Below are 19,447 nucleotides of genomic sequence, written 5' to 3' on the forward strand. Positions count from 1 at the left end.
CAGGAGCGCTTTTTGATCAGGGTTTAGGAAGATTCGGATCTTCCTGGATCGCCTTGCGGTAGCTTCTGAGTCCGGGCATTCGACGAGAGAAGAGGTGAAGGATGGCGAGAAGATCGGCTGTGAGTTCTGATTCTGGGCAGTGAACAGATTGGTCGAGAACCACGAGTTCGCCACCGTTTTGTTGAACCATGAACTCGAACAGCTCGAATCCGAATCGGCAGAGTCGGTCTCGACAGGCAACCACAACTTGGAGCTGATCGCCGCGCATGAGTCTGACCAGTAGGGATTGCAATCCTTTCCGCTTGAAGTTGAGACCTGATCCGATGTCTTGGATGATTTCGGCATCGGGGTAGCGATCGCGCATGAACTGGACTTGTCTTGCGAGATCGTCCCGCTGCTTGGCAGAACTGACGCGGCAGTAGCAAACAACGATAGATCGAGTTGCTTTGCGTCCATATGACTCGACGTTATAAAGCCGCTGTCCCGCTTCATTGCGGATGGTTTCGATCTTCCCTTCATCTGCGTACTTCCTTAGCGTGTTTGGATGCAATCCCAGAAATTCGACCGCTTTTCTGAGAGGAATGTATGCCATATCTAAATATTGGCATACGTTAGCGAATGTTAGTAAATTAATTACTGTTGATCAACCCCACTGCCCAACCCCCAAACCGCCGCCATCCGCCCTATGGAGATCTCTGTTACCTTTTTGCCCGATCAAGTTACCGTCTCAGCCCAACCGGGCGAGATGCTGTTAACCGTGGCCGATCGCGCCGGGGTTGCCATTCCCACGGGTTGCCTGATGGGGTCTTGCCATGCCTGCGAAGTGGATTGGGCAGCGCAACCATTACCCAGCCCCGATCGCCCCGATCCGTCAGCGGCCCCCGACAGTGCCGAAGACCCCCAAACCGTTTGTGCTTGCATCAGTGCCGTACCCACCGGAATCTCAGCACTGACGGTCAATTTGGGCATTGATCCCACGTGGTAAGGTTGGGCAGTTGATCTGCTCGGAGTAATGCTCGGTGACCACGGAACACTTCCCTCAGACAGCGATTGAGGGTTTTGCTCTCCCCTTGGGGGCGGTGTCCCCGACCCCTGATCCGCTGCCCCTGGACAGCCCCATTCTGGACAACCCGATCGCGGAAGCCGATGTTTTGGTGGTGGGTGGCGGCACTGGGGGAACGGCGGCGGCCATCCAAGCGGCCCGCTGTGGGGTGCGGGTGCTGTTGGCCACGGAGTTTTCCTGGTTGGGCGGAATGTTGACGGCAGCGGGGGTCTGTGCGCCGGATGGCAATGAATTGACGGCCTTGCAAACGGGTCTCTGGGGGGCATTTTTGCAGGAGTTGGCCCAGCGTCAACCCCAGGGGCTGGATTGGGGTTGGGTCAGCTTTTTCACCTATGAACCGGCGATCGGGGCGCAGATTTTTGCTGATTGGGTGGCGGCCCTGCCCAATTTGCGTTGGGTTTCCGGAGTGCGGCCGGTGTCGGTGCAGCGATCGGGCGATCGAGTCACTGGGGTTACCTTTGACTCGGGGTTACAGGTGACCGCCCAGATCACGATCGACGGCACGGAATTGGGAGATCTGCTGGCCCTGGGAGAGGTTCCCTATCGCTGGGGTTGGGAGTGGCAAGACCAATGGCAAGAACCCACGGCCCCGGCGGGGCCCACGGCCTTGACCGAACGATTTCCGGTGCAGGCTCCCACTTGGGTTTTTTATCTTCAGGATTTTGGCCCCGAAGCGATCGCCCCGGAAATTCCCTGCCCCGCTGACTATGACCCCACCCGCTACCAAGCGGCCTTTGCGGGCTATGCCAGTGCCCAGCGCGTGTTGGACTATGGGCAGATTGCGGGCGATCGGTTCATGATCAACTGGCCCCAGGCCGGCAATGACTATGGGGATGACCTCGATCGCCTGGTGGGGACAGCGGCTGATCGAGCAGCGGCCCTACAGGCTGCCTACGATCGTAGTTTGGGATTTGCCCATTGGTTACAACAAACCCTCGGACGGCGCTATGGCTTGGCCGATCATCTCTTTCCCGACACCGGAGCCTTTGCCCTATATCCCTACTTTCGGGAAAGCCGCCGCCTTCAGGGATTGGCAACGGTGACGGAAAACCAGATCTTGCCAGTGGTCGGAGGCTGGGGAGCGGCCCTGCCCCGAGATCCCCACAGTGGAGCCAGCAGCGCGATCGCCTATGGCAACTATCCCAATGATCACCACTACCCCGGGGAGGTCTTTCCCCTAGCGCCCAAATCACTTCGATGGGGTGGTCGTTGGACGGGGACGGCCTTTGCGCTGCCCTATGGCTGCCTGGTGCCGCAACGGGTCGATGGGCTGTTGGTTTGCGACAAAAATATTTCCGTGTCCCACATGGCCAACGGAGCCACGCGCCTCCAACCGGTGGTGTTGGGGCTGGGTCAAGCGGCGGGGGCGGCGGCGGCCCTTTGCGTTCAGCAGCATTGCCAACCCCGATCGCTGCCGGTGGCCGCTGTGCAAACGGCCTTGCTCCATGACCCACAGGCTCCGGCGGCGGTGATTCCCTGTTTTGGCCTCACGCCCGATCGCGATGATTGGCGATCGCAGCAGCAGCACTGGATTGCCCATCCCCAAGCCTACGAGCAACTGCTCACCCAGGAGCATCCCCTGAATCTGATTCCACCGCCGGAACCTTCAGCCACCTTGGGGTTCACCGGTCAGTTTCAGCGGCGCGGCCCCCAGGACTATGCCCTAGAAACGGCCTTGACCCCGGAGCCAATTTCTCTGGTGGCGCTCCATCCTTGGGTGAATTACCACCTTGGCCAACTGGAATCCGGTAGCTCGATCGTTCTGCGAGGGCGCTATAACCCCTCTGGCCCTTGGATCATTGTGGAGGATCTGCCGGATTAGGGCCGGGAGCAATGGCGGGACTTTGCGATCTGCGATCGTTGGGTCGTCGATCGGCGGATACCAGCCACCGAACCCAGTTCATACCCTCAAGATTTTTCGGGCCTCAAGGTTTTGCGGGGTTTGGCCCTGGCTCCAGGGGATGGCTTTCCCAGGGGCCGCCACCGCTGGGTTTTCCCGATCGCAGCAGTTCCCCCAAGGTCACCAGGCGATAGCCCCGAGCCTGGAGGGTTGGAATAATTTCACCCAGCGCCGCCACGGTGCGATCGCGGGGCTGACGGGTCTTGAAGCTACCGTCATGGAACAGCACAATGGAGCCAGGCCGCACCCGCTGCAACACGCCTTGCACCAAATCCGCCACTGAATTGGCCGGGTCATAGTCACCGGAATCCACTTCCCACATGGCCAAGGTGCGCCCTGATCGCCATAGCCAGTAGGGCAAACCAAACCACCGCTTACCCAAGGGCGGCCGCAGGGCGATCGGCCCCTCAGCCCCCGCCGCCCGCAGTCGTTGATCGGTTTCGAGGATTTCAGCGGCAATTTCCCCCGGCCAACGCAGGATCAAATTCCGGTGTGAGTAGGAATGATTGCCCAACTCATGGCCCCGTTGCACCACCGATCGGGCTAAGGCCGGCTCCCGATCGATCTGCTGACCAATTTCAAAGAAAGTGGCCTTCACCCCAAAGCGATCCAACACCTGCAAGACCTGCTCCGTGTAGGGCGCTTGGGGCCCATCATCAAAGGTCAGGGCCACCAGCGGCTCCGTGGTGAGCACCCGCCGCACCCCAAACAAAGGAAAACTATGGGCCACCGGCAGCACTGCCCCATACCAAAGCCCATGGGCCACCAACAGCAACAGCGCCACCATCACGCACAGGGATTGAACCCAGGATGTCCAGTGGGATCGGCAATTTTGCCGCCTGCGCCCATGGTCAACCCCCTGCCCGATCGATGCCGGTTTGTTTGTCCCGGATTTCAGAGGAGTCCCCTGCTCCGATGGTTCAGACCAACCGGCAGGCTGATTGGGCTGCTGCTCCGTCTTCACGGGATGGGCGCTCCACAGACTTGAGGGGGGCAATCAAGAAATTCGGCAGCCAGGCCTACAGTAGGTAAACCTGCCCATCGATTAACAGGTGAGTGATGCCCTTGGCCTGGAGATAGGGGCCTGTTTTCTGGAACAGGTCGTTGGCATCGGGCACTTTAATGATGCGCTGATTGCGAGCTGAAAATCGCCGCGCCACGCGATGGTTGTCAAAGACCGGTAGGGTGCGGCTGGCGGCTTCCTGGGGTGGAATTTGCCCCAATTCTCTAAAATCTTCTAAGGGACGGGCCACTAACTCCGCTGCTCGATCGATCACGAGATAGCAGGGGTTGGGGATCCGTGAGGTTTCCAGGGGCATGATTTCGATCGGTTGATCCGGATTGGCTCCGCGCCCAAACATGGCGGCAATGCCCGCTTCACCGTCATCATCCCCAAATTCAAAATCATCTTCGTCTAGATCCAGATCGTCATCATCTAGATCTAAGTCGGCTCCCAGATCCGCATCGTCGGCTTCTTCTGCGCTGGCTTCGTTGATCTCGGCTACGACGGGGCCGCTACCTTTGCGCCGCCGATTCGATCGCCCCCCTTTGCCATTGGTGCTGGTGGTCGCTTCTGCCTGCTTTTTCACCGGCCGGCCCACCCGCGACGATCGCACCTCTTCCTTGGCCTCAGCTTCCAACTCCGCAACAACCTCGGTCAAGGGTTCCGCCGCAGCGGTGGCAAAGGCGGTTTCAAACAGCGGCAGGGTTTCCATAGCGGGGAGTTCCATGGGCTTGGCCGGCGTTGGCTCCGGGGCGGCGACGGACTCCGGCAGCGCAGATTCCGACAACTCCGAGGCTCCACTGCGCGATCGACGGCGCACCCGTCTTGTGCCCGTTGTGCCGTCGGTCGGTTCCGCTGATTGGTTGGAGATCGATCGCCCGCCCGATCGGCCGCCGGAGTCCACCATGGGATCCACCTGGGGCGGCTGGGGATCCAATTCCAGCATCGGAGCTTCCGGTGCGGCAGTGACCACAGGCGGGGCGATCGGGGCCGGGGCTGAAACCGGCGCAGGAACTGGCTCTTCGGCCGCCAACTTCAAAATTCGGCCCACGGTTGAAGTGCTGACTCCATAGCGCTGCCCCAGGGTGGCCATGGTGTGGCCGCCCTGGCGATAGAGCGTAATCAGTTCGTATTTTTCGGAATCCGATAACTTGGGAGGAGTCATGCCCAAACCTGGGGAATTGTGCAAATGCCTGCGGACAGTTCAGGGCTCCAAAGGATGGTCGCCACCGCCCGGGGCCAGCGACAACCTTGAACCCTAGTTAGCCGCTCCCGATGAGCGCCGACGGGCACTACGGCGCGATCGCGTCGAAAGATCGTACTCCAACACGGCACCGATGCCAAACAGCACGCCGCTGAAGATCCAGAACACTTCCAGCAGGCTACCGCTTTCATAGTTGCAAATGTTGGCCGTGGCGTACTTGAACCACATATCCGCAATGTAAAGCGAAATGGAGGCCGCCGCAATCATCCGCCAAGATTGGGCCGATCGCCCGCCCCAAAAGGCCAACAGCAGCGCCGAAGCCAACACCAGCAGCACAATATCGCCAACGGTATAAACCGGCAAAATATAGTCTGCAATCGGCGAGAGGGCCCCTTGGATCTGCTCAGCCCAGGCCGGCACATTGGCCACGGACTCGGCGGTGCGTTCCGGGCAAGCGGCCTCGCCCAAAACCAACGGCGAGAAGGCGAAGGCAGTCCCCGCCAGACCAATTCCCCCGATCGTCAGCCACTGCCACAGTTCCAAATTCAAACGCCGGGGCAACACCGCCAACAACAGCCCGATCGCCAGGGAAGCATAGGTGACGATGTAGAACAGGTCACCGGGACTCACATCCGGCTCAATCCCCAGACCAATTTCCCAATAGCTGAACAGTAAGTTGCCCAAACCATAGCAAAGCATTCCCAACCCAATCAGTAACCAAACCGTCCGGCCACTGAGGATTTGGTTGCTGCGCCAGTTCCGAAAGCACACCAGCGCCGCCCACAGATAGGACGTTGTTTCCAACACTGAAGTGGCAATGCTGTACCACTGGGGCAGGGTTTCCCCCGACGGAGTCACACTGAAAAACAGAAACACCGCCAAGGCAACCAGAGACCAAGAAACAGCCCCGATAATTAGGTTGCGCGATGAAAACAGTTTTGGCGATTCGCTCGCAGTCTTAGTCATAGGGGTTGGCTTCAAAAGGTTCTAAAAACCAGGAGGTGACGATCTCATGAGGGACACAGACCACCGCAGACCGGGGATGGATCGCCCAACATCCCTGAGCCTGGAGCCGTCGATTGCAGTTGGGCATTCGATCGCCCCCATTGCCCCAGACGGCCATGGCCATTCGGTTTAGCGCCGCCTAAGGCTAGCGCCAGAGCTTGGCCGCAGGCGATCGCCCCAGCCAGTCCATGAATTCCGAACGCTCGCCCGCATCCATCTCCTGCAACGCATCAAACGCTCGGCTGGTGAAATTGGTATTGCCAAAATAGCCTTTACCCAGCGTGTGCAGTTCCTGTAGCAACCCCACGATTTGCAATTCTTGCCAGGGCGGCAAGGCCGTTTCAAAGGGGTTCACTTCCAAAATGTTGCTCACGGCCGCCTGGTTGTCCAGCCCTGGAAACTGGAGCCGCTTGAACACCTCGCCAATTTCCTGGCGAAACTTCGCGCCCTGGCGTTCTCCCAGCAAATCTTCAATGTCGAAGTACACCGCCTGGAGCAGCAGCATCCCCGCCAGCACATAGGACGACTTCGCCGCCCCGCTGTCGCCTGCGCCAGCATCCGCGACTCCCAGGCGATCGAGCCGCACCTTGCCCCACACACTGAACCGATCCGGCTCTTCCAGCAGGACGCAAGCTTTCCCTCGGTTATCCGTCAGATCTCGCCACAAGGCCCGCGCCTCTTCCGCCTGATTTGCGCTAAAAACATTCAGCAACGTGAATGTTTGACCCTGATAGCTCAGGATCGGAATTTGCTGATCTTTTTCGGGATGCCGGACGTTGGAAATATCCACGTCTTGCCGCTTCAGAATAAACATGCGTTATTCAAAGAACTCATGCTTGGAGCTACGCCATCCAAACCAGAGGCCACAGGGCTGATCTAGCTTGAACTCATGCAGTCGGTCAACCAGAGCTGCTCCAGAAGCTAGCCCCAGCAAGGTCGTGAGGGCTGCATAGACAGCTTCCCAACCGGTGAACTGAGCCTGCGCTGGGCATCATTCTAGCCCAGGGCCCTTAGCGTAGAGCTATTGGGGGATCTAGGGTCGAAAATCAACTTTGGTCTCTCAAGTGTACCCCGCGACCTTCTAAAAACTGGCTCTTGGCGGAATTGCCTCTGAATGGATGTTCTGAGGGTGGGTTGATCACTCCCATCAACCTCCTCAACGGCCTTGCTTGGGGTTAGGTTAACTCGATACAATTCGTAAACCTTGAAAGGCGGCCAGTCCGGGCGTGTCATCCTGAATCGCGGATGAAACCCACGCCGCCGCGATCGAGCCGGAAGCGCCCTAATGACAGCATTCGTTGGCGAACTGTTGCAATCAGGAGAAGCAATGGTTTTTTCAAGGCCCTGGGAACTTCCGCCGATGAATTTTCCCCGGATTGTGTGTGGGAATTTTCACGGAAATCTCTACAGATCTCAGTCTGGGTGCGTAGCTCAGTGGATAGAGCAGCCGCCTTCTAAGCGGCCGGTCGCAGGTTCGAATCCTGCCGCACCCGTCCTCTGTTCGAGTCTTTAACTTGTGTAGCAAGAGCTTGCTGAGCAAGGGGTTAATCAACGGCGAAATAGCAATCCGGCAAAAGTCAGGAAAGCAGCACAAAGACGGCAATAACAGAACAGAAGCGCAGCGGGAACCCGGCGAAAACCCACCGGAAACTCGGCACAAATTCGGCACAAATCCAGCGAAAAACAGTCACCGGCACAGCAACCACACCAACAATCAATACAGACAACACAGACAACACAGACAACACAGACAACACAGACAACACAGACAACACAGACAACACAGACAACACAGACAACACCAACATGACTCAGCCGTTGAATCAGCCAACGATCGGGAAAACTGCCTCCTCCTCGGCTTACCGCAAAGGGCGATCGCGCTGGAGTCTGGTGCTGGCGGGAATTGTGGCCCTGGTGCTGGCGGTTCCCGAGGGCCAAACCGCGGCCCCCAAGCTGGTGAACTGCGATCGCCTGCCCCACTGGAGCAACTTTGCCAGCAGCCCCCAGGTGAACCAACCCCATATTTTTTGTGGTGAATTTAGCAACGGTCGGCCCAAGGGGTTCCATTCCCGACCGGGCGGCACTAATCCCCGCACGGTGGCCCGGTTTCAAGTGACCCAACCACCCAACCGGCGAGGGATCTATGGGGTGCGCTGGAGCCATGGGGCCGATCCCAGTCGGGAAAAGTTTTCCACGATGTTTCCCGATCGCTGCTCCCAAGCGCAGGTGTTGGAATCGATCCGCTATGCGGCTCGCAATCAAATTAGTTGCCCAGGGGGCGCGCCCGATTGGGCTTGGTGCGGTTATAACCGGCCTGGCAACCGATCGGCCTCGGCCCAAGCAGCGGTTGCGCCGGTTGCTCAACTGATGCCCGCTGCGCCTGGGACAACCGCCTTGGCACTCCCTCAAGATCCTTCGGCGGTGGAAAATTCCCCGATCGCTCAAGCCAGTCGGTTTTGCGAGGCCAACGATGGGCAGCGGTTTGTGATTGCAGGGGCATTTGTGCGGGGGCGCAATCAAATCAATACGGCTTTTCCCCTGCGCTAGGGTACAGGCCCGGGCGCATGATGAGTTCCCGGGCGCATGATGATTCGCGGTGCAGATATTTGCCGGGCAGAACTTGCCGAGCAGAACTTGCCGGGCAAAGTTTCCAGCGCAGAATTTGCAGCGCAGAATTTGCAGCGCAGAACTGCCCTTGCGTTATTTGTGGCTCGCGGTTTTTACGGATGGTTTTCCATGGCGGATTCTGTTGTTTCTTGCTTTGAGCAGGCCCAAGCGGCGATCGCAGCGGGCCAGGTCGATCGCGCCGGTCAGTTATATTTGCAGGTCACCGACTTCCTAAAACCCCAAGAGCATCGTCGTTGGGGCGAACTGTTCCAACAGGCGGGCCAGTGGGATTGGGCGGAAACCCTGCTGCGTCGCCTCGCTCGACAGCACCCCACCATGCCCGAGGCCTGGACGGATTTGGGAACCCTGTTGATCAGTCGTGATCAGCTTCCGGAGGCGCAAACCTGCTTTGCCAAGGCCCATCGCCTGCGGGACTGGCCCGAAAGTGGCGATCGGGGCTATTGGTTTTCCCGAGACTGGTTTTCCAATCAATTGCCCAACTGGGTGAACTGGGTGCAGCCCTTGGCCGATCGGGGGCCGGTACAGGCTTTGGAAATTGGCAGCTTTGAAGGGATGTCTGCCTGCTGGTTGCTCGATCGCGTCCTGCTGAATCCGGAAGCAAGGCTCACCTGCATTGAACCGGAAATTCGTCCCACCCTGCGGGACAATCTCGATCGCACCGGTCGGGCCCCGCAGGTCACCCTTCTGTCTCAGCTCTCTTGGGAAGCCCTGGCCCAGCTACCGGTTGATCACTACGACCTGGCCTACATTGACGGTTGCCATGCACCTTGGGTGGCCTTCCGCGATGCCGTCATGACCTGGCCCCTGGTGAAGGTGGGTGGGCTGGTGGTGATTGATGACTATCGTTATGTGGGTTTGCCGGAGGATTGCCCACAATTCGGTGTGGATTTGTTTATGTTGCTGTTTACCCACTGTTTTGAGGTGGTTTTCAGCGGCTATCAGCTTTTTTTGCGCAAAGTTCGCGATTGGCAACCCCTCACAGCTCCCTGGCAACGGGCGGCCGAGGCCACAACGGATCCGCTGCTCTTGGATGCTCTGGCTTGGGCCTTGGCGCGATCGCACCAGTGGGATGCGGCTCAACAACTCTGTGAACGGGCGATCGGGCTGGCTCCCCAAGTGGCGGCTCCCCATCTCACCCTGGCGGAAATTTGGGCCCAACGCCAGCCGGAGTTTAGTGATCAAGACCTGGGGCACTACGGGCCCTTGACCCGATTGCTGGTACAGGCCTTTGGCCACAGTTCCCCTGGCTTTGCCCTCAAAACCTTGCCCGTCGGCACTGGCTACGATTTGGAACCCCTGGTGGCCTATCTGCAAGCCCTGGAAAAGGATACCTATTGGCATGACCCCATTGCGAATCTCTTGACAGTTTTGGAGCGACAGGGGAAACAACAGGGAATGCCGCAAGCCATGGCTGCTTGGCTCGATCGGCTGCATCATCCCCCGGCGGGCGGCTTGGCCTTGCCCCACCGCCCCGATCTTTGGCGCTTGATTGGTGACCTGGCGATCGGCTCCAACAATGCCACCGCCGCCGCATTGGCCTATCGGTGCGCTCTTCATTAGCCCCCAACCCCGGCCTGGAGCCGCCAAAACCGCCAGCCCTTGCCAATCCACGGCGACGGCTAGCCATTGCTCCCCATGCGCCAAGCCCGAAGTGATGTTTAGGCGATCGCCCCACCCAGGTCTCCATTCACCCGGCCCAGCCAGACCCAGCCAGACCAAACCCGCCAAAAAGTGATGATCACCACACCCAAATCCGGAAACGGGTCGCTAAACTGAGATCCGACGATTGCGCTCGATTGCTACCATTTCCATGGCGACCCGATTGAGTTGCGCTGCCCAAAGAACTTTTTCCGAAGAAACTTTTTGGGAAGACAGTTCGTCAGGGTTCAGCAAATTTGGCAAAAAATTTGAGGAATTTGCCTAAATCGCCTTGAAAAACGGCTGATTGCTGTTTTTTTCACTTTCCTCAGCCTTGAGCACTCTCCCTTACCTTGCCACTGCTCAATCTACGCTTAGCTTCTACGCATCTCAATTAGGTTCTCCTTAGTCTCCCTGCGTCGTTTTCTTTCCTGTTTTCGTCCGTAATTGTGACCGGTTGCGCAAGTTGGGCGGAGCAAAAGCTTCGCTCCGGAACCTGAGCCGTTGTTGAAACCAGGCTGCGATCGCGATCGACCCTCTGGCCCTCGGAATGGGAATCAAGGCTCATGGCTGCGGTCAGGAGCGCACTCAGCCATGGGCCTTAGATGCACGCTCGCTCAATCACTCCACGAACCAGCAACCCAGCATCAGTCTTGGTTGTGGGCTTTGGTCTCGATGGATCTCAACTGGATCTCGATCGGCCGTGACTGAATTCCAGCCTGGCTGAATTCAAGGGCTGGTCAGTCCATTGGGGGAGGGGGTTTCACCCTGTGACGGCGATCGCACCCAAGCCCTGTTTTGATCTCAGGGGATGACGCTCAAGATCCATGCGGGGTCAGCGATCGGTCACTTCGCTGATTAGACTTTCCCCCGATACTAAAAACTGTGGCAACCGGAAACTTCCCAGATCCTTGCAGTCGTTGAGTAGGTCTCAAAGCAACATGACTTCCATTCGCGAGATTGTGTCCGAAGCGTTAGCTCATCAATACCTGTCGATCGAGGCAGAGGAATCCCTGCGCCAACTCATGCGCGGGAAATATGGCCCCGATGACTTCGAAGCGTTTATGGCCCTTCAGCGGGCGTTTTTGTCAGGAAGCTTGCGCCAAGAGTCCCGTGAACGGTTATTGGGTCAGCAAAATTTCACGATCGCGGCGGTGGCTGACTCGATCGCCCCGGCCTGCACCGCCCGCGATTTATCCTACGCCTAGACTCTCGGTTTCAGTTCAGGGATTCAATCCCCGGGATTTCGTTCCCCCAGGCCCTCAACCCAGCCGCTAGCCCAAAATGCAAAGCTGATCAAAAACAGCCACCTCCCCAACTGAATGAGGGAGCTGGCCGCTTAACTAATGATTGGGGTTACCGCTGTTTAGGGTTTGGTCTGGTCGGGTTTAACTCAGCTCAGCTTGTCGATTCCGCTCGATCGAGTGTCTCAAAATTTTGAGTGTTCCGAGATTTGTCCTAGAACGCTTCGCTCAGATCTGCTTCATCTAACTCGTCAGTGGATCCCCCAGTAATTGCCCCCGCTTCCTCCAGCTTTTGGCGCACGGCCAACTCCATTTCTGCCGCGATCGCCGGATTTTCCTTCAAATATTGAATAGCGTTGTCACGCCCTTGGCTGATGTTTTCGCCCTTGTAGCTATACCAAGCTCCCTTGCGCACCAAAATTCCGGTGGATTCAGCCAAGTCCACTAAGCAGCCGATCGAGGAGATGCCTTCGCCAAAGATGATGTCAAATTCTGCGATCCGGAACGGCGGCGCGACTTTGTTTTTGGCGACTTTGACCTTGGCCCGAATCCCAAACTCTTCGGTTCCCTTCTTCAGGGTTTGAATGCGGCGAATGTCCAAGCGCACCGACGCATAGAACTTGAGGGCATTTCCGCCCGTGGTGGTTTCCGGGCTGCCGTAGGTGACTCCAATTTTTTGGCGCAATTGGTTGAGGAAAATCACCGTGCAGCCCGATTTACCGATGTTGCCGGTAATGCGCCGCAGGGCGTGGCTCATGAGGCGGGCTTGGCTGCCCACTTGGGCCGCGCCCATTTCTCCTTCAATTTCCGATCGGGGAACCAAGGCGGCCACCGAGTCCACCACCACCAGGTCGATCGCGCCCGATCGCACCAGTTGATCCACCACTTCCAGCCCCATTTCCCCCGTGTCCGGTTGGGAAACCAGCAGATTATCAATATCCACCCCAAGGGCCTTGGCATAAACCGGATCCAAGGCATGTTCTGCATCCACAAAGGCCGCAATGCCGCCCGATCGCTGTACCTCCGCGATCGCATGGAGTGCTAGGGTCGTTTTTCCGGAGCTTTCAGGGCCATAAATTTCCACCACACGGCCCTTGGGAATGCCGCCGCCCAGGGCCAAATCCAAGGTCAAGGCCCCGCTGGGAATGGTTTCCACCCGCATTCGGGCCGCATCTCCCAGCCGGACGATCGCCCCTTTGCCAAAGCTGCGTTCAATCTGCTGAACCACCAGCCCCAGGGCTTTTTCCTTTTCCTTGCTAATTTCCTTGGTCGGCCCGTCTTTGGCGGCGCTCTCTTTGGCCGACTCCTTAGCCGCTTCCTTAGCGTCCTTGGATCCTTTAGCGCTGCTGGCGGATTCCTTGGCGGTGGCCGTCTTCGCCGTGGGGTCAGAATTTGCGGATGCGTTGGAAGCCATAGTCGCCTGGGGGTCAACGGTGATGGAAGATTTTCTGCCCGATCGCACCGTGGCCGGCTCCGGCAAGCCCTGATCGGCCGGGGTGCCTGCTAGGGGAGCGATCGAAGCGGCTTCTATTGTAGGAGGAACTGGAGTCGCAACGGAGGCAGCGGCCATCCCGAAAACCCTCAAGACGAAAGAGCTTCTCCAATTTAGCAAAAATCTGTACAAAAATCAAATAATCGCCCAATGGGGCCAGCAGGTTCAACCAAGCATCCCAAACTGGCCCCCCAGGCAAACGGCAATCCCTCAAGCGATCTGGAACAGGCTAGAACAGGAAATATCGCTGGGCCATGGGCAGCACCGCCGCCGGTTCGCAGGTCAGCAGTTGCCCATCGGCAAACACTTCATAGGTTTGCGGATCCACCTCGATCGCTGGTTGGGCATCGTTTAGCTTCATGTCGGATTTGCGGATCGATCGAATTCCCGACACGGCCACCACTTGCCGCTGGAGACCGAGTTTTTCGGGAACCCCAGCCTTCAGAGCCGCTTTAGAAACAAAAGTGAGACTGGTGCTCTGGATTGCTTTGCCGAAGCTGGCAAACATCGGACGGCCATGCACCGGTTGCGGCGTGGGAATGCTGGCGTTGGCATCGCCCATTTGGGCCCAGGCGATCGCCCCACCCTTGATCACCAACTCCGGCTTCACCCCAAAGAACGCCGGTTTCCAGAGGCAGAGATCCGCCAGTTTGCCCGGTTCGATCGACCCCACATGGTTGGCAATCCCGTGGGCGATCGCCGGGTTGATCGTGTATTTGGCGATGTAGCGTTTGGCGCGGGTGTTGTCGTGGCGGGCGGGGTCTTGGGGCAGGGAGCCGCGCTGTACCTTCATTTTGTGGGCCGTTTGCCAGGTGCGGATGATGCTTTCGCCAATTCGGCCCATGGCTTGGGAGTCCGACGACATCATGGCGATCGCCCCCAGGTCGTGCAGGATGTCTTCGGCGGCGATCGTTTCCCGGCGAATCCGCGACTCGGCGAAGGCCACATCTTCGGGAATCGCCCGATCGAGGTGGTGGCAGACCATCAGCATATCGAGGTGCTCCTCGATCGTGTTCACCGTGTAGGGCCGCGTTGGGTTCGTCGAAGAGGGCAGCACGTTGGGCAAGCCACAGACCTTGATGATGTCCGGGGCATGGCCGCCGCCCGCGCCCTCGGTGTGGAAGGTGTGGATCGTGCGGCCCTTGAAGGCGGCCACGGTCGCTTCCACAAAGCCCGCCTCGTTCAGGGTGTCCGTGTGGATCGCCACCTGAATGTCGTACTCGTCGGCGACGCTGAGGCAGGTGTCGATCGCGGCGGGCGTGGTGCCCCAGTCCTCATGCAGCTTCAGGCCGATCACCCCGGCCTTCACCTGTTCAATCAGCCCCGCCGGTTGGCCGCTGTTGCCCTTGCCCAAAAAGCCCAAATTCATCGGAAAGGCTTCCGCCGCTTCTAGCATCCGCGCCATGTGCCAGGGGCCGGGGGTACAGGTGGTGGCGTTGGTGCCGGCGGCGGGGCCCGTGCCGCCGCCAATCATCGTCGTGATCCCAGCGGCCAGGGCCGTTTCGATTTGTTGGGGACAGATGAAGTGGATGTGGGTGTCGATGCCGCCGGCCGTGACGATCGCCCCTTCGCCCGCAATGATTTCCGTGCCGGGGCCAATGATGATGTCCACGCCCGCTTGGGTGTAGGGGTTGCCGGCCTTCCCGATCGCCGCGATTTTGCCCTGCTTAATGCCAATGTCGGCTTTAATTACGCCCCACCAATCGAGGATCACGGCATTCGTAATCACCGTATCCATCGCCCCGTCGCTGTTAGTAATGGGCGATTGACCCATGCCATCCCGAATCGTTTTGCCGCCACCAAATTTCACTTCATCGCCATAAATCGTCAAGTCTTGTTCGATTTCAATCAGCAATTCGGTATCGGCCAATCGCAGGCGATCGCCCGTGGTGGGCCCATAGGTTTCAGCGTAGGTGCGGCGATCGATTCTGTAGGGCACGTCTTCTCTCCCAATGGGGTCTTTAGTTTAAAAACAAGGGTTCAATTAATCCGATCCATGGAGCATCATCAGCCAATCTATCGTCGAACGATCGAAGTAATCAAAATTGTCACTGTGGCGCTAGCAATTAACCCAAAGGCAAGCTGCACAACCCATTGTGTTGCTTTTTGATAAACTTCAAACCGTTCATCACTGCGATCAAGCCGTGCATTCGTTTCTTCCAACCGAACATTTGTTTTTGTCAATTCATCAGAGAGTGCATCAAGCTTTTCAGCAATACCTTGCAAACTGGGTTCTGTTGACATATCAACCTCCTACAAATATTGTCAGCTAGGTGATCAGCAGCGCGGTCGTTTTGACTGCTTGATCGGGTTTAATTAATGACAGGCTAGAAGTTTACGCTACAGGCTCTAGATCAGAATCAGAATCAGGAGTATCTGAGACCCGCCAACCCTCGATTAGTTACTACATCCAGCTCTGTAACCTGTCCCGATCTGACGTTATTTTCGGGATTTTTTCTCGGCTTTCTTCTCAGCTTTTTCCTTTGACTTCTTGCTGGGCTGATTGCCCTCCAGCGGCCCTTCTACCAGTGCATTAAACCCATAGATTTCCCGAGTTCCGGCAAAAGGAACCAGCACCACCGTTTTCTCATCACCCGGTTCAAAACGCACCGCCGTTCCCGAGGGAATATCCAAATGGGTTCCCCGAGCCGCCGCGCGATCGAACACAAGAGCTTCATTCACTTCAAAAAAATGGAAATGGGAGCCAACTTGAATTGGGCGATCGCCTCGGTTTTCCACCGTGATTGTCACGGGCGATCGGCCCACGTTCAATTCAATCTCGCCAGGTTCAACAATTAATTCACCGGGAATCATGGCGTTTTTCCTTATCGCAAATGATGACAATCATCCTAGGAGCCGATTGCGAATCGATCCCTACCAAAGCCGCAACCGAAATTAACGAATGGGATCATGCACGGTCACCAATTTCGTGCCGTCGGGAAACGTCGCCTCCACCTGCACATCGTGGATCATCTCTGCGACCCCTTCCATCACCTCATCTCGGGTGAGCAGCGTTGTCCCCTCCGCCATCAGTTCCGCCACGGTTTTGCCGTCTCGCGCCCCTTCCAAAATGGCCGCCGTCAGATAGGCCACGGCTTCCGGATAGTTGAGCTTCAGTCCGCGATTTTTGCGGCGCTCGGCCAGCAGCGCGGCGGTGAAAATTAGCAGCTTGTCCTTTTCTTGGGGCGTGAGTTGCATAGGGCGATCGCGCAGGTCATCTTGCCAATACTCTGTTGTTGGTTGTACCGCGATTTGTCTAGCAGGCCACCGATTGATTGCGAAGATTTTGGGTTTCGGGGCGATCGCAGCTATAGCGGCCAAAACCGGGAGACGATCGCCGGGCGATCGCGCTGGCTGCGGCGCACCAAATCCCACACCTGCCAGAACCAGCGCCGCGCCTCACTGACCGAATGGCCCCGATAGCGACAAAGCAGTCCCGTTTGCAGCCGCGTGATGCCGCAATCAACCCGATCGCCTGTGGGCAGGTGCGATCGCGCTTCCGTAATCAGCTCTTTCGGGATTTCCTGGCCAATCCAAGCCAGTGTCCCGACGATCGGGCAACCGGCCAGCCCATGGGAGCCGTCGCGGGTGGCCGGGTCGGTCGCGTCAATTCGTTGGGGATCGAGCCACACCAACCGATCGCCCTGCCACACTTCCAGGCGCGATCGCCACTCGCCGCAGCCGTAGCGCTCACCCCCGGCCGTGCGCCCCAGCCGGACAATCTCACTCCCCAGCCAACTGGCTCCGGCCGCCAAGTCAATGCGCGATCGCTGCTCATAGAGCGCGCCATCAAAAATAATCGTCTCTTGCGGCAACCATTCCAGATGCGCCCCTTCACCTACCCGCACCCGCACCGACTGCTGGGCAAACCGCCCGGCCGGGTCAACCAGCGATCGCCCCCGACTGCCATAGATCTTGGCCGCCGACACCGTTGTCACCAGGGCCGCCGTTTCCGGTTCCAAGTCCAACGAGATCGATAGGCGATCGCCCCCGACCATCCCCCCCGCCACATGCAACATCGCCGCGTGGCAAACCGCTGACCCCTCGGGATAAAAGGGCCGCTGAAATTGCAGGGGCGATCGGGTTTTGGCCTGAACCTGGGTGCGATCGCCCGATCGGGCAAACCGCAACGCGAACGATCCATGCCAGGTGCGATCGGTTTCGGGCGTTGGCTGGGAAGCGACGATCACGATGTTTTCTCCGGTTGCGAACCCACTTTCAGCCAGCCGAAAATCTGCTCCGCCGTCAGGATCAGGGGCAAGTCCGGCAAGCAAGGCAAGGGAACTGTCCGCCGATGCAGTAACGGTTGGCGATCGGGCAAAAAGGTGAGGACTGATCGATCCTGAGGATCAACCAACCAAGCCAACTGGCTGCCAAACTGCAAACTGTGCAGCAGCTTATCCATCACTCGATTGGTCGGCTGTTCGGGCGACAAAATTTCGATGATCCAATCTGGAGCCGCCAAGAACTGATCGATCGGCTCACCCTGATCCGTCAGCGCCACTCGTTCCCAAGCAATCACCGCCACATCGGGAACGATCGAGTGATCGCCAAAGGTACAGCGCAACTCCGGCATGGCTGTGTAGCGATCGCCCACCGCGTTGATCGCCCGAATCAGGCGTTTTTGCAATAAAGAATGGCGAAACTTGGGCATGGGTTTTTGGACTGCCCGGCCATCGAGATATTCCCAAGCGGGCGAATCTTCGAGATCGGGGCGATCGAGAAATTCCGCCAGGGTGGCGATCGGGGTGATCGAAACCGTCATAGGCACGCAGCCAGCGAACAGCGCCGCGAGATTGGTTCTGTTGATTGGATTCTATTGCAAATTCTGGAATGGGATTGATGCTGAATGGCTGATTTCCTATGCCCCACCTACCATAAGGCAAGCGGCCGATTCTCCATCATGATTGAGATGTCGCCCCGACCCATTGAGCAGTAGCAATTCGATCATGGTTGCCACGATCGCCCCGGGTTTATCGCTTGCGGAATTTTTACAGCAGCCGGACATTGATGACTCGCCGGCCTGGGAGTTTCACGATCAAGGGCCAATCCAAAAACCGATGCCGGGTGGAAAACATAGCCGTCTGCAAATTCGCTTAGGTGGGGCGATTAACGCTATTAATTCACCCTGGGAAGCGCTAACGGAGATGCGCTGCACCTTTGGCGATCGCTCGATCGTGCCTGACCTGATCGTTGTCCGCGAGACCGACGTGCCGATCGATCAGGCGGGTGAAATTTCGGACTTTGGCATGACGGCGGCTCCTAACTGGGCGATCGAAATCCTGTCGCCAGCCCAGGGTGAAACCCGCGTGGTGCGAAACCTGTTGCACTGTTTACGCCACGGGAGCCAGTTGGGCTGGTTGGTGATGCCGCGAGATCGGGTGGTGGTGGTGTTTTTGCCCGATGCGTTGCCGCTGGAGTTGTCGGGGAGCGATCGCCTGCCGGTGTTGCCGGACTTGCCCTTGGCACTCACCGTAGATGAGTTATTTAGCTGGCTCAAGCGCCGGGAACCGTAACCGGTTGATCGCCCTTATTTCAAATCGGCGATCGCTCCTCGGGCCATTTCGGCGATCGCTCGATCGGTGGGTTTTGGTAACTGCGGAATTTGTTATGGGAGATTGGTAATAGGAGATCAACCGGATTTAGGTGGCCGTTTTGGAAGGAATAATCGCAGTCATCCAGCAGCCAAGCCATGATCAGAACATTGTCTAAAACCTACTGCTTAGTGGGAGTTCTTTTGGTCAGCGCTTCTACAATTCTTCATTCTTGCAGCGCCACAAATAAACCCACAGCTCTTGCTTCACCTTCTCCTAGTTCTAGCCCCGCTCTTTCGACTCCTAGCCCTAGCCCTAGCCCTAGCCCTAGCCCTAGCCCTAGTCCTTCGATGGAGCCTGGCTATGTAACAGCAGCGGAATTTGGTGATAAGTGGCCCGTTGCCAATGCAGAGTCAGCGATCGTGTTTTGTGAAGCGCCAAAAGCGGTTTATATCAAAATCAATGAGGCAACTTATCCACTCAACGGACAAGCAATGCAAGGCTCAAAACCGGATTGGAGTTGGCGTAAAAAGATTCCTCTGGAAGGTTTCCCGGGAGAATTCTCATTAGCTGACGTGACTCCTCTCATTGAGCGTGGTTTACAACTTTGCGCTGAATAATTACCAATCAAAACCCAATCATCGTAGGGCGTACGGCGGTACGCCCCTACGAAATTTTGATTGATTGGGGTAGGGGCGCAACGCTTTGCGCCCTCTGACGATGTGATTTTGAAACC

General features: G+C 57.7%; 21 protein-coding genes and 1 tRNA gene. 8 read left to right on the forward strand and 14 right to left on the reverse strand.

What is annotated here, in order from left to right:
- Positions 1–16: 16 nt before the first annotated feature.
- Positions 17–592: an IS607 family transposase gene (locus tag H6G53_RS12940; protein ID WP_190533556.1), complete on the reverse strand. Its 576-nt coding sequence runs from the start codon at positions 590–592 to the stop codon at positions 17–19.
- 93 nt (positions 593–685) lie between these two features.
- On the opposite strand from H6G53_RS12940, the gene H6G53_RS12945 reads away from it, so the two are divergent.
- Complete coding sequence (locus H6G53_RS12945) at positions 686–985, forward strand: 2Fe-2S iron-sulfur cluster binding domain-containing protein (RefSeq protein ID WP_190533559.1); 300 nt, start codon at positions 686–688, stop codon at positions 983–985.
- 148 nt (positions 986–1,133) lie between these two features.
- Positions 1,134–2,885 carry an FAD-dependent oxidoreductase gene (locus H6G53_RS12950; protein ID WP_370567836.1) on the forward strand — a complete coding sequence of 584 codons (1,752 nt, stop codon included), beginning with the start codon at positions 1,134–1,136 and terminating at the stop codon, positions 2,883–2,885.
- 103 nt (positions 2,886–2,988) lie between these two features.
- Here H6G53_RS12950 and H6G53_RS12955 read toward each other — a convergent pair whose 3' ends face one another.
- The 5 genes from H6G53_RS12955 to H6G53_RS12975 form a co-directional block, all read right to left on the reverse strand.
- Positions 2,989–3,927, reverse strand: coding sequence for a polysaccharide deacetylase family protein (locus H6G53_RS12955; RefSeq protein WP_190353611.1), 939 nt, complete (start codon positions 3,925–3,927; stop codon positions 2,989–2,991).
- Between the two features lie 55 nt (positions 3,928–3,982).
- Positions 3,983–5,131, reverse strand: coding sequence for a hypothetical protein (locus tag H6G53_RS12960; RefSeq protein ID WP_190533561.1), 1,149 nt, complete (start codon positions 5,129–5,131; stop codon positions 3,983–3,985).
- 93 nt (positions 5,132–5,224) lie between these two features.
- Entirely contained in the window at positions 5,225–6,136 is a 912-nt protein-coding gene (locus H6G53_RS12965; protein WP_099534827.1) for a hypothetical protein, read from the reverse strand.
- On the reverse strand, positions 6,129–6,293 hold the full coding sequence (locus tag H6G53_RS12970; RefSeq protein WP_190533564.1) for a hypothetical protein: 165 nt from the start codon (positions 6,291–6,293) through the stop codon (positions 6,129–6,131). The genes H6G53_RS12965 and H6G53_RS12970 overlap by 8 nt, the downstream gene beginning before the upstream one ends.
- Positions 6,294–6,320: 27 nt before the next feature.
- Entirely contained in the window at positions 6,321–6,989 is a 669-nt protein-coding gene (locus H6G53_RS12975) for an Npun_F0813 family protein (RefSeq protein WP_099534826.1), read from the reverse strand.
- A 606-nt stretch (positions 6,990–7,595) separates the two neighbouring features.
- Between H6G53_RS12975 and H6G53_RS12980 the strand changes: the two genes are divergently transcribed.
- A tRNA-Arg gene (locus tag H6G53_RS12980) sits at positions 7,596–7,668 on the forward strand.
- Positions 7,669–7,752: 84 nt separating this feature from the next.
- Here the strand turns inward: H6G53_RS12980 and H6G53_RS12985 are convergent.
- Entirely contained in the window at positions 7,753–7,983 is a 231-nt protein-coding gene (locus H6G53_RS12985) for a hypothetical protein (protein WP_190533567.1), read from the reverse strand.
- Between H6G53_RS12985 and H6G53_RS12990 the strand changes: the two genes are divergently transcribed.
- The 3 genes from H6G53_RS12990 (at position 7,982) to H6G53_RS13000 (ending at position 11,649) form a co-directional block, all read left to right on the forward strand.
- Positions 7,982–8,722, forward strand: a complete 741-nt coding sequence (locus H6G53_RS12990) for an EndoU domain-containing protein (protein WP_190533570.1) — start codon at positions 7,982–7,984, stop codon at positions 8,720–8,722. The two genes, H6G53_RS12985 and H6G53_RS12990, sit on opposite strands and share 2 nt — an antisense overlap.
- A gap of 189 nt (positions 8,723–8,911) precedes the next feature.
- Positions 8,912–10,363, forward strand: coding sequence for a class I SAM-dependent methyltransferase (locus tag H6G53_RS12995; protein WP_190533572.1), 1,452 nt, complete (start codon positions 8,912–8,914; stop codon positions 10,361–10,363).
- 1,019 nt (positions 10,364–11,382) lie between these two features.
- Positions 11,383–11,649, forward strand: coding sequence for a hypothetical protein (locus H6G53_RS13000; RefSeq protein WP_199291370.1), 267 nt, complete (start codon positions 11,383–11,385; stop codon positions 11,647–11,649).
- Positions 11,650–11,899: 250 nt separating this feature from the next.
- On the opposite strand, the gene recA is transcribed toward H6G53_RS13000, so the two are convergent.
- The 7 genes from recA to H6G53_RS13035 all read right to left on the reverse strand — a co-directional run bounded on the left by recA (position 11,900) and on the right by H6G53_RS13035 (position 17,942).
- Entirely contained in the window at positions 11,900–12,946 is a 1,047-nt protein-coding gene (gene recA / locus H6G53_RS13005) for a recombinase RecA (protein WP_370567078.1), read from the reverse strand.
- A gap of 460 nt (positions 12,947–13,406) precedes the next feature.
- Positions 13,407–15,116, reverse strand: a complete 1,710-nt coding sequence (gene ureC, locus H6G53_RS13010) for an urease subunit alpha (RefSeq protein ID WP_190533575.1) — start codon at positions 15,114–15,116, stop codon at positions 13,407–13,409.
- Positions 15,117–15,193: 77 nt separating this feature from the next.
- Positions 15,194–15,421, reverse strand: a complete 228-nt coding sequence (locus H6G53_RS13015; protein WP_190528191.1) for a hypothetical protein — start codon at positions 15,419–15,421, stop codon at positions 15,194–15,196.
- A 195-nt stretch (positions 15,422–15,616) separates the two neighbouring features.
- Positions 15,617–15,991 (reverse strand): urease subunit beta, encoded by a 375-nt coding sequence (locus tag H6G53_RS13020; protein ID WP_190533578.1) that lies wholly within the window; start codon positions 15,989–15,991, stop codon positions 15,617–15,619.
- Between the two features lie 81 nt (positions 15,992–16,072).
- Complete coding sequence (ureA, locus tag H6G53_RS13025) at positions 16,073–16,375, reverse strand: urease subunit gamma (protein WP_099534820.1); 303 nt, start codon at positions 16,373–16,375, stop codon at positions 16,073–16,075.
- Between the two features lie 110 nt (positions 16,376–16,485).
- Positions 16,486–17,367, reverse strand: a complete 882-nt coding sequence (locus H6G53_RS13030) for an urease accessory protein UreD (protein ID WP_347343143.1) — start codon at positions 17,365–17,367, stop codon at positions 16,486–16,488.
- Positions 17,364–17,942: a Uma2 family endonuclease gene (locus tag H6G53_RS13035; protein WP_190533581.1), complete on the reverse strand. Its 579-nt coding sequence runs from the start codon at positions 17,940–17,942 to the stop codon at positions 17,364–17,366. Before H6G53_RS13035 ends, H6G53_RS13030 begins: the two co-directional genes overlap by 4 nt.
- Positions 17,943–18,126: 184 nt before the next feature.
- Here H6G53_RS13035 and H6G53_RS13040 point away from each other — a divergent pair, with 184 nt between their 5' ends.
- Positions 18,127–18,693, forward strand: a complete 567-nt coding sequence (locus tag H6G53_RS13040) for a Uma2 family endonuclease (protein ID WP_190533584.1) — start codon at positions 18,127–18,129, stop codon at positions 18,691–18,693.
- A gap of 368 nt (positions 18,694–19,061) precedes the next feature.
- Complete coding sequence (locus tag H6G53_RS13045; RefSeq protein ID WP_190533587.1) at positions 19,062–19,331, forward strand: DUF2511 domain-containing protein; 270 nt, start codon at positions 19,062–19,064, stop codon at positions 19,329–19,331.
- Positions 19,332–19,447: the final 116 nt, after the last annotated feature.

It is taken from the genome of Limnothrix sp. FACHB-406, from assembly GCF_014698235.1.
Lineage (GTDB): Bacteria > Cyanobacteriota > Cyanobacteriia > CACIAM-69d > CACIAM-69d > CACIAM-69d.